The organism is Pantoea sp. UYEF8 (assembly GCF_040546285.1).
GTDB lineage: Bacteria > Pseudomonadota > Gammaproteobacteria > Enterobacterales > Enterobacteriaceae > Pantoea > Pantoea brenneri.
Map to the genome: position 1 here is coordinate 433,670 of NZ_JBEPNM010000002.1, position 14,151 is coordinate 447,820.

21 protein-coding genes are annotated in these 14,151 nt (G+C 53.5%); 9 read left to right on the forward strand and 12 right to left on the reverse strand.

What is annotated here, in order from left to right; translation table 11 throughout:
• Window positions 1-16: 16 nt before the first annotated feature.
• The 3 genes from tyrS to ABIB18_RS05520 all read right to left on the reverse strand — a co-directional run bounded on the left by tyrS (window position 17) and on the right by ABIB18_RS05520 (window position 2,428).
• Window positions 17-1,291, reverse strand: coding sequence for a tyrosine--tRNA ligase (gene tyrS, locus ABIB18_RS05510; RefSeq protein ID WP_031377358.1), 1,275 nt, complete (start codon window positions 1,289-1,291; stop codon window positions 17-19).
• Between the two features lie 140 nt (window positions 1,292-1,431).
• Window positions 1,432-2,088, reverse strand: coding sequence for a pyridoxamine 5'-phosphate oxidase (gene pdxH, locus ABIB18_RS05515; protein ID WP_069728248.1), 657 nt, complete (start codon window positions 2,086-2,088; stop codon window positions 1,432-1,434).
• Between the two features lie 25 nt (window positions 2,089-2,113).
• Window positions 2,114-2,428 carry an MliC family protein gene (locus ABIB18_RS05520; protein ID WP_031377360.1) on the reverse strand — a complete coding sequence of 105 codons (315 nt, stop codon included), beginning with the start codon at window positions 2,426-2,428 and terminating at the stop codon, window positions 2,114-2,116.
• Window positions 2,429-2,617: 189 nt separating this feature from the next.
• Here ABIB18_RS05520 and ABIB18_RS05525 point away from each other — a divergent pair, with 189 nt between their 5' ends.
• A complete protein-coding gene (locus tag ABIB18_RS05525) occupies window positions 2,618-2,821 on the forward strand; it encodes a hypothetical protein (RefSeq protein WP_031377361.1) in 204 nt (67 codons plus the stop codon).
• A 68-nt stretch (window positions 2,822-2,889) separates the two neighbouring features.
• On the opposite strand, the gene ABIB18_RS05530 is transcribed toward ABIB18_RS05525, so the two are convergent.
• On the reverse strand, window positions 2,890-3,570 hold the full coding sequence (locus tag ABIB18_RS05530) for an SOS response-associated peptidase family protein (RefSeq protein ID WP_354473781.1): 681 nt from the start codon (window positions 3,568-3,570) through the stop codon (window positions 2,890-2,892).
• Window positions 3,571-3,876: 306 nt separating this feature from the next.
• Between ABIB18_RS05530 and ABIB18_RS05535 the strand changes: the two genes are divergently transcribed.
• The 3 genes from ABIB18_RS05535 (at window position 3,877) to ABIB18_RS05545 (ending at window position 5,037) form a co-directional block, all read left to right on the forward strand.
• On the forward strand, window positions 3,877-4,110 hold the full coding sequence (locus ABIB18_RS05535; RefSeq protein WP_031377363.1) for a YgdI/YgdR family lipoprotein: 234 nt from the start codon (window positions 3,877-3,879) through the stop codon (window positions 4,108-4,110).
• A 16-nt stretch (window positions 4,111-4,126) separates the two neighbouring features.
• A complete protein-coding gene (locus tag ABIB18_RS05540) occupies window positions 4,127-4,357 on the forward strand; it encodes a YgdI/YgdR family lipoprotein (RefSeq protein WP_031377364.1) in 231 nt (76 codons plus the stop codon).
• Window positions 4,358-4,764: 407 nt separating this feature from the next.
• The gene (locus ABIB18_RS05545; protein ID WP_031377365.1) at window positions 4,765-5,037 is read left to right on the forward strand and encodes a hypothetical protein; all 273 of its coding nucleotides are present in this window, start codon (window positions 4,765-4,767) and stop codon (window positions 5,035-5,037) included.
• A gap of 191 nt (window positions 5,038-5,228) precedes the next feature.
• On the opposite strand, the gene ABIB18_RS05550 is transcribed toward ABIB18_RS05545, so the two are convergent.
• The 6 genes from ABIB18_RS05550 to umuD all read right to left on the reverse strand — a co-directional run bounded on the left by ABIB18_RS05550 (window position 5,229) and on the right by umuD (window position 8,771).
• The gene (locus ABIB18_RS05550) at window positions 5,229-5,369 is read right to left on the reverse strand and encodes a hypothetical protein (protein ID WP_227021914.1); all 141 of its coding nucleotides are present in this window, start codon (window positions 5,367-5,369) and stop codon (window positions 5,229-5,231) included.
• A gap of 108 nt (window positions 5,370-5,477) precedes the next feature.
• Window positions 5,478-5,681 (reverse strand): hypothetical protein, encoded by a 204-nt coding sequence (locus ABIB18_RS05555; protein ID WP_031377366.1) that lies wholly within the window; start codon window positions 5,679-5,681, stop codon window positions 5,478-5,480.
• A gap of 145 nt (window positions 5,682-5,826) precedes the next feature.
• Window positions 5,827-6,441: a TetR/AcrR family transcriptional regulator gene (locus ABIB18_RS05560; RefSeq protein ID WP_354473842.1), complete on the reverse strand. Its 615-nt coding sequence runs from the start codon at window positions 6,439-6,441 to the stop codon at window positions 5,827-5,829.
• Between the two features lie 209 nt (window positions 6,442-6,650).
• Window positions 6,651-6,929, reverse strand: a complete 279-nt coding sequence (locus tag ABIB18_RS05565; RefSeq protein WP_354473783.1) for a hypothetical protein — start codon at window positions 6,927-6,929, stop codon at window positions 6,651-6,653.
• Between the two features lie 151 nt (window positions 6,930-7,080).
• On the reverse strand, window positions 7,081-8,349 hold the full coding sequence (gene umuC, locus ABIB18_RS05570; RefSeq protein ID WP_354473784.1) for a translesion error-prone DNA polymerase V subunit UmuC: 1,269 nt from the start codon (window positions 8,347-8,349) through the stop codon (window positions 7,081-7,083).
• 2 nt (window positions 8,350-8,351) lie between these two features.
• Window positions 8,352-8,771 (reverse strand): translesion error-prone DNA polymerase V autoproteolytic subunit, encoded by a 420-nt coding sequence (umuD, locus tag ABIB18_RS05575; RefSeq protein WP_031377370.1) that lies wholly within the window; start codon window positions 8,769-8,771, stop codon window positions 8,352-8,354.
• A 336-nt stretch (window positions 8,772-9,107) separates the two neighbouring features.
• On the opposite strand from umuD, the gene ABIB18_RS05580 reads away from it, so the two are divergent.
• The gene (locus ABIB18_RS05580; protein ID WP_031377371.1) at window positions 9,108-9,359 is read left to right on the forward strand and encodes a hypothetical protein; all 252 of its coding nucleotides are present in this window, start codon (window positions 9,108-9,110) and stop codon (window positions 9,357-9,359) included.
• A gap of 96 nt (window positions 9,360-9,455) precedes the next feature.
• Here the strand turns inward: ABIB18_RS05580 and ABIB18_RS05585 are convergent, their stop codons facing one another.
• The gene (locus tag ABIB18_RS05585) at window positions 9,456-9,680 is read right to left on the reverse strand and encodes a hypothetical protein (protein ID WP_031377372.1); all 225 of its coding nucleotides are present in this window, start codon (window positions 9,678-9,680) and stop codon (window positions 9,456-9,458) included.
• Between the two features lie 541 nt (window positions 9,681-10,221).
• Here ABIB18_RS05585 and ABIB18_RS05590 point away from each other — a divergent pair.
• From ABIB18_RS05590 to ABIB18_RS05600, 3 genes are all read left to right on the forward strand, one after another.
• A complete protein-coding gene (locus ABIB18_RS05590; protein ID WP_031377373.1) occupies window positions 10,222-10,479 on the forward strand; it encodes a biofilm development regulator YmgB/AriR family protein in 258 nt (85 codons plus the stop codon).
• Between the two features lie 289 nt (window positions 10,480-10,768).
• Window positions 10,769-11,617, forward strand: a complete 849-nt coding sequence (locus tag ABIB18_RS05595; protein ID WP_069728245.1) for a manganese catalase family protein — start codon at window positions 10,769-10,771, stop codon at window positions 11,615-11,617.
• An 89-nt stretch (window positions 11,618-11,706) separates the two neighbouring features.
• Complete coding sequence (locus ABIB18_RS05600; RefSeq protein WP_354473787.1) at window positions 11,707-12,570, forward strand: glucose 1-dehydrogenase; 864 nt, start codon at window positions 11,707-11,709, stop codon at window positions 12,568-12,570.
• A 48-nt stretch (window positions 12,571-12,618) separates the two neighbouring features.
• Here the strand turns inward: ABIB18_RS05600 and ABIB18_RS05605 are convergent, their stop codons facing one another.
• Entirely contained in the window at window positions 12,619-13,587 is a 969-nt protein-coding gene (locus tag ABIB18_RS05605; RefSeq protein WP_031377376.1) for a UV damage endonuclease UvsE, read from the reverse strand.
• A 96-nt stretch (window positions 13,588-13,683) separates the two neighbouring features.
• Here ABIB18_RS05605 and ABIB18_RS05610 point away from each other — a divergent pair, with 96 nt between their 5' ends.
• Complete coding sequence (locus ABIB18_RS05610) at window positions 13,684-14,049, forward strand: MmcQ/YjbR family DNA-binding protein (RefSeq protein ID WP_031377377.1); 366 nt, start codon at window positions 13,684-13,686, stop codon at window positions 14,047-14,049.
• The last annotated feature ends 102 nt before the right edge of the window (window positions 14,050-14,151 follow it).

The window sequence follows — 14,151 nt, forward strand, 5'->3', positions numbered from 1 at the left end:
AACCGGCCCTGAAATCTTACTGCCAGTTAATCAGGCAGTAATGTTTCTTGCCGCGACGCAGCAGCGTGTAGCGATTAAACAGCTTATCGCTGTCGCTGAAGCGGTACTCCGCGTCCGACTGCTTCTCACCGTTGAGTGAGACGGCGTTTGAGCCGATCATGGTGCGAGCCTGACCGCGTGACGGCACCAGCTCCGCTTTCACCAGCGCCTGCTGCAGATCGTCCTCCGCGCTCAGGGTGATGGTCGGCATGCCATCCTGCGCCAGCTGTTCGAAATCGGCTTCGGTCATTTCGCTGATCGAACCGGAGAACAGGCTGGCGGTAATCCGTTTCGCGGCGGCCAGACCTTCCTCACCGTGCACCAGGCGGGTGACCTGCTCGGCCAGTACATACTGCGCACGTGGCGCGGTACCGCTGTTTTTGTCTTCTTCTTCCAGCGCATTGATCTCTTCAATGCTCATGAAGGTAAAGAACTTCAGGAACCGGTAAACATCGGCATCTGCGGTGTTGATCCAGAACTGGTAGAACTTATAAGGACTGGTTTTCTTCGCATCCAGCCAGACCGCGCCGCCTTCGGTTTTACCGAATTTAGTGCCGTCAGACTTGGTGATCAGCGGAACCGTCAGGCCAAATACCTGGTTCTGATGCAGACGACGGGTCAGATCGATACCGGAGGTGATGTTGCCCCACTGATCGGATCCGCCAATCTGCAGCGAGACGCCGTGACGCTCATTGAGGCAGGCAAAGTCGTAGCCCTGCAGCAGATTATAGGAAAACTCAGTGAAGGAGATGCCCTGATCGTCACGGTTCAGACGCTGCTTCACCGCTTCTTTATTGATCATCTGGTTCACTGAGAAGTGCTTACCAATATCACGCAGGAAGGTCAGCACATTCATGCTGCCAAACCAGTCATAGTTATTGGCGGCGATAGCGCTGTTGCTGCCGCAATCGAAATCAAGGAATGGCGCCACCTGCTGGCGGATCTTTTCAACCCATTCGTTGACGGTTTCGCTGGTATTGAGTTTACGCTCTGCTGCTTTAAAGCTGGGGTCGCCAATCAGGCCGGTAGCACCGCCAACCAGCGCGACCGGCTTGTGTCCGGCATCCTGAAAACGCTTCAGGCAGAGCAGCGGTACCAGATGGCCCAAATGCAAGCTGTCAGCAGTGGGATCAAAGCCGCAATAGAGCGAAATTGGCCCCTGCGCCAGTTTCTCTGTTAACGCGTCTTCATCCGTCACCTGGGCGATCAGGCCCCTCTCTTGCAATTGTTGTATCAGGTTACTGCTGGTCATCACTGACTCCAAATTGATCAGACTGCACCTATGCTGGTACACAGCTTTCCGCTGAGTTGCGGAATCGAAAAAAATGAGGGCTATAGCATAAAGCGCTGACGCCTTCTGTGCCAGCGCTGAAAGGCGGGAATCTTACCGATTCAGGGTGCCAGTCGGTCGATTTTCCAGCCGTCGTGATCGCGCTGATAGAGGAAACGATCGTGCAGGCGATGTTCGCCCCCCTGCCAGAACTCCACCGTATGAAATTTCACCCGGTAGCCGCCCCAGAAACTGGGCAGCGGGATCTCGCCCTGCTGGAACTTCTGCTTAAGCTCAAGGAACTTGCCTTCCAGTATGCCGCGCGCGGAGATGCGACTCGACTGCTTCGACACCCAGGCACCAATCTGGCTGTCACGCGGACGGCTGTGGAAGTACTTCAGCACCTCCAGCGGCGACAGCTTCTCGACCTCACCCAGCACCAGCACCTGACGCTCCAGAAAGTGCCACGGGAAATGCAGCGAAATACGCGGGTTGTGCGCCAGCTGCAAGGCCTTACGGCTGCCCAGATTGGTATAGAACACCATGCCCTGCGCATCAAAATGCTTCAGCAGAACGATGCGTTGCCACGGCTGCCCCTCTTCATCCACCGTCGCCACGGTCATCGCCGTCGGATCGGGCAGCTTCGCTTCGCAGGCCTGGCTCAGCCACTGTTCAAACAGCACGATAGGATCGTCCGGCAGATCCTTACGGCGCAGCCCGCCGCGGGTATATTCACGCCGCAGGTGGGCAATGGTGTGTAGCGTATCGCTGTCGCTCATAATGTTCGCTCATTCAGATAAACAGTCAGCTGGCGGGTTGCAGCTCACAATCATTAACGACAATTTTATCGTTACGTTCGATAAACGCGCCGTTTCCTTTGGACCAGAAGACATAGTTGCCGTCGCTGTAGCGGGCACCCGAGGCGGATACCGTCTGTTTTAGCGTCAGCGGCTGACCATCCATAATAAAGCTGACCTGCTGCTGTGCTTCATCAAGGGTGACGGTCAGCGGCAAGGTACCGCAGCGGTAGTGCAGGGTCTGGGGCGCCGGTGGCTGTTTATGCATCAGGCTACAGCCCGACAGCAGCAGCGCAGCGGCAACGGTTAATCCTTTCAACATAAGCGGGTCTCCTTCACGAGTGAAGCTGGCATTATAAGAAGGATTTGACGTGAAGTAAGTGGGAATCAACGCCAATCTGGCCGACAGCTGAGATTGAGGTGCTTTATTGCGGTTTATCAGCCGGTTGTCTGAATGCACGCGCGGCTTAATCAGGCTACGCTCTATAGATCTGAAGCGAGGGAGACAAAAATGAAATTTGATAACGAAGATGCGTTCAAACTGGCAGTCGCGTTTATGAACCACAAAGAGAACGCCACCATAGCCAGTAGCTACTTTAAAACCTTTATCGACACCTACCAGAAATTCGATCGCTGGCTGAGCGCCTCCGATCCGATCAATGCGATGAAAGCCGAGAAAGCGGCCGCCAAAGCCGGGGAAGACTCGCTCCTCTGATCGGCCCTGCCGATCGGCGCACCCAGTTGATCGGCACGGTTATCAGCCCTGTCCGACCCGGTAGCGGCTCACTCTGCCGGGTCATCAATCTCCGCGATCAGGCTGGCATCCTGATGATGAATATTCCCCACCGCCTGGCTCACCGGGTGCCAGGCAAACGCCTGCTCCGGTAACGCCGCCTGCTGCGCAATCTCAACCGCCCGTTCTGGCGTCGTCTCCGCACTTAGCCACTCAGTTACTGCGCTGGCTTCCAGCACCAGCGGCCGCCGATCGTGAATATCAACCATCCCCTTATCGCTGGCGGCAGTCACAATCACAAATCCCTCTTTGCCGTGCTCGCGGTCATAAGGCGCTTTGCCGATAGCGGCGAAGAACAGCGGTTGCTGGTGACGATGGTAAATAAACCACGGCTGCTTCTGCTTGCCCTGTTTTTTCCATTCGTACCAGCCATCGGCTGGCACGATAGCGCGACCCTGTGCCCACAACGGTTTAAACATCCGTCCCTGCGCCGAGGTTTCGCTGCGCGCATTGATCAACGGGGCCTTGTGCCACCAGTCGGGACCGTAACCCCACAGCACCGGATCAAGATGCAGCTGGTTATCGTGCTGGTTAAGCAACAGCACCCGGGTACCGGGCGCCACGTTGTAGCGGCCGATCGGTTGCGGGTCGTAAATAATTTCATCTTCCGGAATCCCCAGCGCATCGAAATAGTCATTCCGGCTGCTGTACTGCGCAAATCGTCCACACATAAGCACCTCCATGGTTAAGCATAGCTGACGCCGACGGCACCACCTGGACAGCGGCAGTGAGATTAATTTTACTGGTCTGACCTTTTTACTGCGGATTATTTGCGTACCCTTTAACCAGGCGGATAAATAACCTGCCCGACTGCTTTCATTGGCAATAAATGCTATATCCGGCGCACAGGTGGGCGATTATTCCCCTGCACGCGCCTTTCTGGCCAAAAATCAGCCAACGAAGCGCTACAGAGCCAGCAAAATTTATAAAGGCGTCTATGCTGTATACGTCTGGATTTACTTCAAGGAGATGAAAAAATGAAAATGAAATCCCTCTCGGCTGTCGCTTTGGTGGCCCTTTGTTTAGGCACCCTGGCGGGTTGCGCATCTAATCAATCGATTAAGACTACCGATGGCCGCACTATTGTTACCGATGGCAAGCCACAAATTGATGATGATACCGGACTGGTCTCATATCGCGATGCTCAGACCGGTAAAACCGAGCAAATCAATCGCAATGAAATTAGTAACATGAGTGAACTCGACAACTAATTATAAGGTGAATACGATGAAAAAAGCGCTGATTTTACCTCTTGCTGCATTGATTGGTATGACCGTATTAACCGGTTGCACCCGTACCAGCTACGCAATCCACACCAATGATGGACGCACCATTATTAGTGATGGCAAACCTTCTGAGTCAGATGCCGGTCTGCTGGCATATAAAGATGCCAACGGCGTTAAGCAGCAAATTAATAAAGCTGACGTTAAAGCAGTTTCTGAAGTGCCAAATAAATAATTACGGATATTCCGTTATAAAGCCGCCGCATGGCGGCTTTATTTTTGCTTTTTTTTAGCTGAAACGTTAATCGCGGCCTGTGCTGCAGTGCGCCCTTAACACCGCCGCCCTTCAGCTGTGTCGGGCTGTCCGGTGCTACTGCCGCGCTTTATTCCGCCCCTTCGCTTATCTGAATTTCAGGCTCATCCAGCTTTTGTTACCGGTATTATGTGTACCCCGAGTGGCGTCAAAAATAGTAATGCGTAACGTTTTATCGCGATATCAGTAAGTTAACCGGATAGGCAAAAGTTCATTTTATTTGCTGATGACTTTAATAGCGTCTGCCTTAGGGGATTCCACTTTCGTTTAAGCTGCCTTTAACTAGAATAATTATTGTGTTATTTACATTTTCACTCAGGAGGTTACCCATGGTATTTCACGATAAATCAACCGGTCATATGATTCTAGGTGAAGCCGCCATTAACCTGGCGTTTGAACAACAGGATATTACGCTGGTATCACTGATTCGACAGTTGGGTGAGATGGCTGAAAATGAGCGTAACGACGATCGCGTGGCGCAAATTGCTGATGCGCGCAACTGGCTGAAAAGTTTTATCAATGCTTCAACCCGCGATCGGGCCGAGCTGAACTGGCTGGTGGTGACCGGACAGGAACCGGTTGAACTTAAAAACTATCGTTAATCCTTCCTCTCCGGCTGACATTTCTGCCGAGGGCACCTTCTCCGGTGCCCGTATCGCCCCGCTGCCCGCCTTTTATTACCGCGTCATGCTGCTTCAGACGAGCCAGCTGAAAAGCGAATCCTGTGCTCTGCGGCGTGCCGGGCAACGGCAGGCTGACCTGTCCGGGCCGACTGTGGCGCTATCCAGTTCGCCTATTCAGTCAGTGGCTCGCCGTTTTCGGTTACGCTCTGATGCGACGGATGTTGTGTCGCATGGGTTTCGAACCCGCCACGGGCGGCAAAAACGGAACAGCCGATAGCGGCCACCAGGGTCAGTAAGATTGAGGTTTTCACGAAACAGGCCTTAATTTTCTACGCAGGATAATGGAGCAGAAAAGCCTGGCACACAATAAGCGGTTCGGAAAGCGCACCGCAGAATTTCTCTGACTGAAAAGCGCGGGGCTAATGGAGTTTACGCGCCAGAATGCGAATCGCTTTCCGACAGGATAAGCGCGTATTACGGTCAGGTGAACGGACGCGCAAACTGTGCAGCGCAGTGATGATCTCATGAACACTCAGCACTTCATCGGGCCTGATCAGGCGTGAGACCACTTTTCCTATCAGGGCGCGAATTTCATCATTAATCGTCAGGTCGTCGTCTGTCACTGCTCGCTCCCGGGCATCTGGCGGGCGGCGATTGTCCCGCCGCGGGTTATGATCGTTGCCATCGCGTTTCTCTTGTTCGCTGTGGGTTACCTCTGTCCGTTTACCGATAAATTTAGGAAGCGCTCGCCTCCTAATTAGCTAAATTTTAACCCAGCACTTTTAATGCCAGGGCAAGGGTCTGTTGTTCGTCTGCCACATCGCTGACCTTGCCCGCCACCCGCATCCCATAGGCAATGCAGAGGATCAGTCCGGCAGCCGACTCAACATCCAGCGTGGCGGAGACAGAGCCATCCTGCTGTCCCTGCTCCAGCAGCGAAACCAGAAAGCACTGATTACGCCCCACCACCTGATTGATGCGGAGCGCCAGCGCCTCATCCAGCGTCTGCAATTCAATCGCGCTGGCGACCACCAGACAGCCGCGTCGCCCTTCAACGGCACGCGCGGAATCGAGATAAAACTGCAGCAGTTCCGCTATTTTTGCTCGTCCGCTGGTACAGGGCAGCAGCCGGCGGCGCAGCTCGGCATTACGCAGCAGCAGATAACGTTCAAACACCTGCAGAAACAGGGAGCGTTTATCTTTAAACGCCTTGTAGATGCTGCCAGCAGAGAGGTTCATCGCCTCGCCCAGCTCGCTCAGTGATGCCGCGTGATACCCTTTTTGCCGAAAAACAATCATGGCGTGGTCCAGAGCCTGTTCAATATCAAACTCTCTGGGGCGGCCCCGTTCTTTGTTTTTATGCGCTGTGGCTATCGTGATCATCATTACCGGCCAGGGGGAAAGGTGCTCCCGTAAAAATCAACAGGGGATTGTATCCCAGCCGCTGATAATAAGTATACCGCGCTGATACTTTATCTTCAGGCACGGGTTCGGCTGCGTGACAATTTAATCGCCTTAATGGTTAACGATGCTACTCAATTTATGCTTTTTAGTGAGAACCTATTTTCCCGGCATCAGAACAATCCCGCCGCTTATTTATCCGGCAATAATGCTGCCTCGGCGTGACGTTCGGCCTTTTGCTGGCGGCGTTTATCGCTATTTATTTTGATCAGCCACAGCGTAAATTGTTTAATAAGCAAGCTGGCATGGCTTTCATTATCCGCAAAGCAGATAAATAGCTGAGATTTTATATTATTGCTCTCATCGACTGCATAAATTTCATATTCCTCTTCGCGACGGTTTTTTACTATCGCGGTGAAATGTATGGCCGGCCACTGATTAATTCTGTTTTCAAATTGTCTAAAATTCATCACATTTACCTAAATATTTTATCAATACACCCGACCAGCTAACAACTGGTCGGGCCAGGTAAAGGATAACGGCCCGATAATTTCACTGCGTGATAAAAAAGCTTTTATCCGGAAATCATTATGCTACGGCGGCAGTAAAAACAGCGGGCGCTTATTTCACTCTCGCGACCGGTAAATCGGTCAGACGGGTAGTGTAAGCGGGCGACAGCATCTCGCGTTTCATCGCCCACTCTTTATGGATGCCCTGCCCGGCAAACCACAGCTTTCCCCGGCCTTTCTGGTTGATGTGGTCAACCAGCTGCATCAGCACCTCGCTGTCAGCGCGCGGTGGCATCTCATCGAACAGATTAAGCTGGGCAACGCCCTGACTGAAAAAATCGCCCAGCAGGACACCGGCTTTCATATAGCGGTGGCCCTCTATCCAGATATTATCCAGGCACGCCATGGCGACGCGGATAATGTCACGCGTGTCATGGGTTGGGGTCAGCAGCTGACCGGTAGACTGATTGCCATAGAAAGTTTCGTTGACCGCATGCGGACTGGTACGCACAAACACCCCGACCTGACGGCAATATTGTTTCTCCCGCCGCAGTTTTTCTGCCGCCCGTTCGGCATAGGCGCAGATGGCCTGCCGCATCTGATTGTAATCGGAGATACGGCTGCCAAACGATCGCGAACAGATGATCTGCTGCTTCACCGGAGTGAACTCTTCCATTTCCAGACAAGGCTCGCCGCGCAGCTCCCTGACCGTACGCTCCAGCACCACATTAAAATGCTTGCGAATGGTCGGAGTACTCTGGGCAGCCAGATCCTGCGCGGTCTCGATCCCCATCGCATTCAGCCGTTTCGCGATGCGGCGACCTACGCCCCACACCTCGGCGACATCAATCAACGCCAGCAGCTTTTTCTGCCGCTCAGGATCGGACAGATCGACGATGCCGCCGGTTTTGCTCCACTTCTTGGCGGCAAAATTAGCCAGCTTCGCCAGGGTTTTGGTCTGGGCAATGCCGACGCCGACGGTCAGATGCGTCTCTTTCAGCACCCGTTGGCGGACCTGGCGGGCAAAGGTTTCCAGCGCCGTACAGTTCTGCACGCCGGTCAGATTCAGAAACGCTTCGTCGATCGAGTAGATCTCAACCGAAGGTGCCATCTCTTCCAGGATGGTCATTACGCGTTGGCTCATATCGGCGTAGAGCGCATAGTTCGAGCTGAAGACCTGCACCCCATGACGCGTCAGTTCTTCACGCATTTTAAAATAGGGTGCGCCCATTTTGATGCCCACCCTTTTCGCCTCAGCGCTGCGCGCAATGACACAGCCGTCGTTATTCGACAGCACCACCACCGGCTTGCCGCGCAGATCGGGCCGGAACACCGTTTCACATGAGGCATAAAAACTGTTCACGTCGACCAGCGCGAACATGATTAATGGGTCGATTTAATAACGAAGGTCACCACACCGAACACTTCAAGCGCATCTTCCGTTTTAATGGCGATCGGCTTGAACTGGGTATTCATCGGCATCAGTTGCAGGCAGGGATGGAGCTGGAGGCGTTTAACCGTGAATTCACCGTCAACGGCGGCGACCACAATATCGCCATGGGCAGCGGTCAGCGAACTGTCGACCACCAGCATGTCACCGTCGTTAATACCCGCGTCTGTCATCGATTCACCGCTCACCCGGACAAAATAGGTGGCGCTGGGTCGCTGAACCATCAGCGCGTTTAAATCAATTCTTTGTTCGACATAATCCTGCGCCGGTGAGGGAAATCCGCAGGGTACCCGTTCGATGTACAACGGCAACGGCATAACGGCGTGCAGGTCCGCAGGTTTGATGAACTCCATAATAACACTCCTTTTCCAGATAACTGTATATAAACACAGTAATATCGAATTACCCTTTTAATCAAGCGCAACGGAAAAGGTTTAAGCGAAGGGGTTGATGACAATGCACTTTTTTTTGTGGCGTTTTTTTGCGCTGGCGTAATATTCAGCAGAAAGCGATCACTATCACCGCACAAGCTGAGCGGCGCGACTTGTTGATCGGGAATGGCGGTATAATCGCCCGGCTAATGCATTATTCTGACTTAAGGAAAATCTGACAAAGTTTGTCTGCTGCCTGCGTTGTTTGAATATCCGGCGTGGCATGGTTATTCTGCGGTGTTTAATCATGGAGGTGTTATGTCAGACGATGCGCGAATCAAACATCTTGAAGATGAAGTCCGTCAGCTAAAAGTAGAGACCACGGTATTAAAAGAGATCCTCGGCCAGCAAATTGCGCTGAATAATCTCAACTACAAAGGTAAGTTTGATGATGTGCTGGCGGCGCTGGCGAAAGAATATGCCGGACGCGGTCTGGATGAGGGCGATAACCGGGCGATCCATGACACATTACGGCAGTACATTAAATATGAGCCGCCGTCAGTAGAATAAGCGTTACCCGGCAGCCAGAGCGTTGCCGGGCTTCAGCGGCGACCCGGTGCTGAGGCCCGGTCTGCCATCCACACCTCGCCGCCTCAGGCCGCAGGTTTACACTTCGCTATCGCTTTCCAGCGCATCCTGAATCGCATCCGCCAGATTAGCAATTTCATTGGCCACCGCCTGCAGATCCCACGCCGTTTTTGAACCGGTCGCCGAGGTTGACGCGCTGACTGACTCTTTAGCTACCGCCAGCGCCGCTGCCACCGCCACCGTGCGCTTGTGCTGTTCCTGCGTGATGCCGGCAGGCGGAAGCGCGAAATAGTCGTTAATCATGATCATCTCCTTCTGATAAGTAAGCGCTAAACCTTAGCCTTCTGAGGCGCAGGTGTGAAGTGAATTGTGCTGGCTTCACGGTCAGGTGAATAAGATTGCCACCGTTGTACCGCCCGCCCCTGTCCCGTCAGCGCGGTTTTACTGTCTGAACCTGTACAGGTTTTTGCGGAAAATCACCCAGACGTACAGCCTTGAGCGGAAATATTTTTTTCAGCGAATTTGATAAAGAAAAAGCGAAAAGCGCAGCGACAACAAGATAACCACTTGTATTTAAATATATTTAATAAAAATTAACCGTTAATTATTTTAAACATGCATGTGAAATACACCACCGACCAGTAAAATTTTATCGAATTTCGTTGTACAAGTTTGTCGTTATTGTATAACTTTGCGCCGTGATGTTAAGTCACTTGTAACGAAAGGTGCATTGCACCGCATCTGAAGGTGTCGTGGATTTCCACCTTCAGATGCTCTTTTTTTGCGTCGTCCGCTGACCGGACCTGAAATGGCGCATTTATCCCCCTTTTTGATGAGGCCTGATATGCAAACGACAATCAATACAGAGTCTCAGATTTCTGAATACTTCATGAACTCTGGCACTCCGGTTACCAGCGAGAAAGAAGTTATTGCAGCCGTCCATGCTGAACTCGCGCATTACAAAACCCACGTTTCCGATAAAGACATTGTGCTGGGCCTGATTCATCGCCTGGAGAGTGAGCGTGACGTGGCTAAACAGGATATTTATCGTCAGGCACTGGAACACGTTCTGCAGAATGCGTCGTCGACCAGTAACAGCTGACATCCTGTGTCTGTTGTGAGGGATCACTGATTAGCACGGATGCTTTTGCTTCCCAGAATTTGCCCCGCCTGCGGGGCTTTTTTATGCCTTTTCTTCCGGTGGTCAGCGTCATCATTCTACTGTAATCAGCCCTCATCGGCGGACCAACCGTTTATTCATTTTTCGCGGTTTTTTGCCGCTTATCCCCTCTTACTCATCCACTAATTGCTCTCGTTACGCTTTCTTTTTTCGCTATCCCTGTCCAGGCTTTTTTCTGCATCGAGTGCGAACACTGACGAGGAAAAAAATCATGTTTCATCATTCATCAAAACTCCAGTTCCCGGTTCGCGTCGAGAAACCAGATCCAGAATTCGCCATGCTGTTACAGCAAGCCATCGGTGGCGTAGAGGGTGAAATTCGTGTGGCGATGCAATACTTTTTCCAGGCGATGGGCGCGCGTGGCGATGCCCGGATTCGGGATCTGCTGATCTCCACCGCAACCGAAGAACTCGGCCATATCGAAATGCTGGGCTATGCAGTGGCACTCAACCTTGAGGGCGCACCGCTCTCCTACCAGGAAGCCTCAGCCAAAGATCCGGTGGTTAACGCCATTCTGGGCGGCATGAACCCGCGTCATATCCTTTCATCGGGTCTGTCAGCGATGCCGGTTAACGCCAACGGTATGCCGTTCGACATGAGCCATATCTATGCTTCCGGCAACGTGGCGGCCGATATGCTGGCTAACGTCACGGCTGAAGCCACCGGCCGCGTGCTGGCGACCCGCCTGTACAATATGACGGAAGATAAAGGGATGAAGGACTTCCTGTCGTTCCTGATCGCTCGTGACACCATGCACCAGCAGCAGTGGCTGGCGGTGATTGAAGAGATGGGCGGCCTGAATGCTTCGCTGCCTATTCCAAACAGCTTCCCGCAGGAAAATGAAGCGCAGGAGCACTCTTACTACTGCCTGAACACCTCGCTGGATAAACCGCTGCCGGAAGGCCGCTGGAGCAATGGCCCGGCCTACGACGGTCACGGCCAGTTCAGTGCAAAACAGCAGCCGGAGATCCTCGGTGATGAGCCGCTGCTTGGTAACGCCCGTCCAGGCTCAGGCGCACAGCAGGAGCAGATTGACGGTGTCGCGTCACCGAAACCTTAATTGACGCCAGCGTGTCAGTCAGGGCCACAGCCGTTTCGGCGGTCCTGACTGACTGTTTTACGCTAACGGATTTTTATGGAGGAATATTCATGTCATCGACTCAACGCCCCCAACCCCCTTTTGCCGAACAGCAACAGAACTGGCCCGGTACGACCTCGGCCATGCAGCCGCAGCCCGATCATGGTGAACAAAGTTATCAGGGCTCAGGCCGGCTGGCGGGCAAAAAAGCCATTATTACCGGCGGCGATTCCGGCATCGGTCGGGCGGTCGCTATCGCGTTTGCCCGCGAAGGGGCTGATGTCCTGATCTCTTATCTTGATGAACATGAAGATGCGCAGGATACCGCCCGGCTGGTCGAAGCCGCAGGCCAGAAAGCGATTCTGGTGCCAGGCGACATTACCGAGGCAGCACACTGTTCCGCCATCGTTGAGAAAGCGGTAGAAGCGTTTGGTGAGATCAACATTCTGGTGAACAACGCGGCTTATCAGATGACGCGTGAATCGCTGGATGAAATCAGCGATGACGAGTTTGACCGGACGATGAAAACCAATCTTTACGCCCTGTTCCGCATCACCAAAGCAGCAGTGCCGCATATGCCAGCGGGTGGATCGATCATTAATACCGCGTCGATCAACGCCGACCAGCCAAAGCCGAAGCTGCTGCCCTACTCGGCGACTAAAGCGGCTATCGTCAACTTTTCCGGCAGCCTCGTCGCCATGCTGGCGGAAAAAGGCATCCGCGCCAACGCGGTAGCACCGGGCCCAATCTGGACACCGCTGATCCCGTCGACCATGCCGGTTGAGCAGGTGAAAAACTTTGGCAGCGAAGTGCCGTTGCAGCGCGCCGGTCAGCCGGCTGAACTGGCCCCGACCTATGTGATGCTGGCCAGCGATGAGGCCAGCTATATTTCGGGCGCTACGGTCGCCGTCACCGGCGGCGTGGCGATTATTTGAGGTCGCTTCCCCTTGCTGCCCGACCAGCAAGGGGAAAGCTGTCGGCTGTTACGCTATCCGCTGTTGCTGTTTCGCCCACTGGTAGAGCTGTTCCCGCGCCAGATTCTTCATTTTCACTTCGCACATGATGTCGAAATCCTGAAACGACAATGCCCAGTCATTGAGCGTGTCGTTGAAGTAGTAATCGGAGTGCGCCCGCAGTTTGCTTTTCGACACGCCCAGCTGTTGCTGATCCGGCCAGCCCTGCGGCGGAATAATCCCCTCCTGTGAAATCGAATAATGCAGTACCGGCCGGACGCCGCGCCACGAAGCGATTATCGCGGCAATCCGCGCATCGTCAGGCTGGATAAACTGATTCTCTTTCACCCAGTGATGGTGAATATCCAGCACCACCGGACAGAGCGCGGCGGCCTGCAGTACGTCATCCAGCGAACAGGATATTTCATCATTCTCTACCGTCAGCATCCGGCGCGCTTCCTCGCTCAGCTGACCAAACGAACGTTTAAAACCGTCGAATCCCGCCTTACCGTTCATATGAATATTGATTTTAAAATCCTGGAAGCGTTGGCCGTAGCCCATCAGGCAGGCGCATAGGGTGTGATATTCGACATCCTCCAGCGCGCGGCTCACCACATCCGGATTATCTGACGCCAGCACCGTATATTGCCCCGGATGAAAGGAGAGTCGGATCTGGTGCGCGCGTGCCAGTTCACCGCAGCGGGCGAACAGCGGATGAAGCTCGGGTAAAAACGCGGCAAACAGCGACGTGGCCTCCGGAACGGTATAAAGCGGCAGCAGATCGCTGCCAATACGCATCATTCTTAACGGCTCCGGTAAGGTCGCCAGCTGCTCCAGCGTCAGGTAGAGCTGGTTAAGGTTGGTAACGGATATCTCATAAATCAGTTGATTACGTTGATCGTGCGGTAAACTCAGAAACCGTTTACGCGTGGTGGCGCGGAACGGGAAAAACTGTTTGCCATCGTGGTTGAGATACTTACATGCAAAGCCTAATTTCATGTCTGCTCCTGATTTATGCTTATCAGAAGTGTAACAGGCCTCAGTCACTCAGCCAGTGGGCAGAGATTGACCAACCCGGTAACAAGGAGATTCGCTATGCAGGGTGCTGATATCCAGCGCATCGCTATTGAGGCGGCCGAGCGGCTGCCTGCCGCCGAGTCCAGCTATCCGTTTGGACCGGCACATCAGGTCTATAAAGTGTGCGGTAAGGTGTTTCTACTGCTGACCGTGCTGCGGGGGGTGCCGATCATCACCCTGAAATGCCAGCCGCAGCAGGCGGAACTGCATCGCGCCATCTATCCCTCTATTACCGCCGGTTACCATATGAATAAGCAGCACTGGATCACCGTCTACCCGGGCGACGCACTGTCAGAAGGGTTGATCCAGCAGCTGGTCGACGATTCGTATCAACAGGTGGTGAAGGGAATACCGGCCTCGCGCCGGCCGGTATGGGTTGGCTGAAGTCCCGCCAATTTATGCAGATAATCAACAGATTAGCGAGGCGACAGCCGCCTCGATTTTGCCGTTTTGCTGGCATAATCCAGCCGGCAAACTAAACTTAAT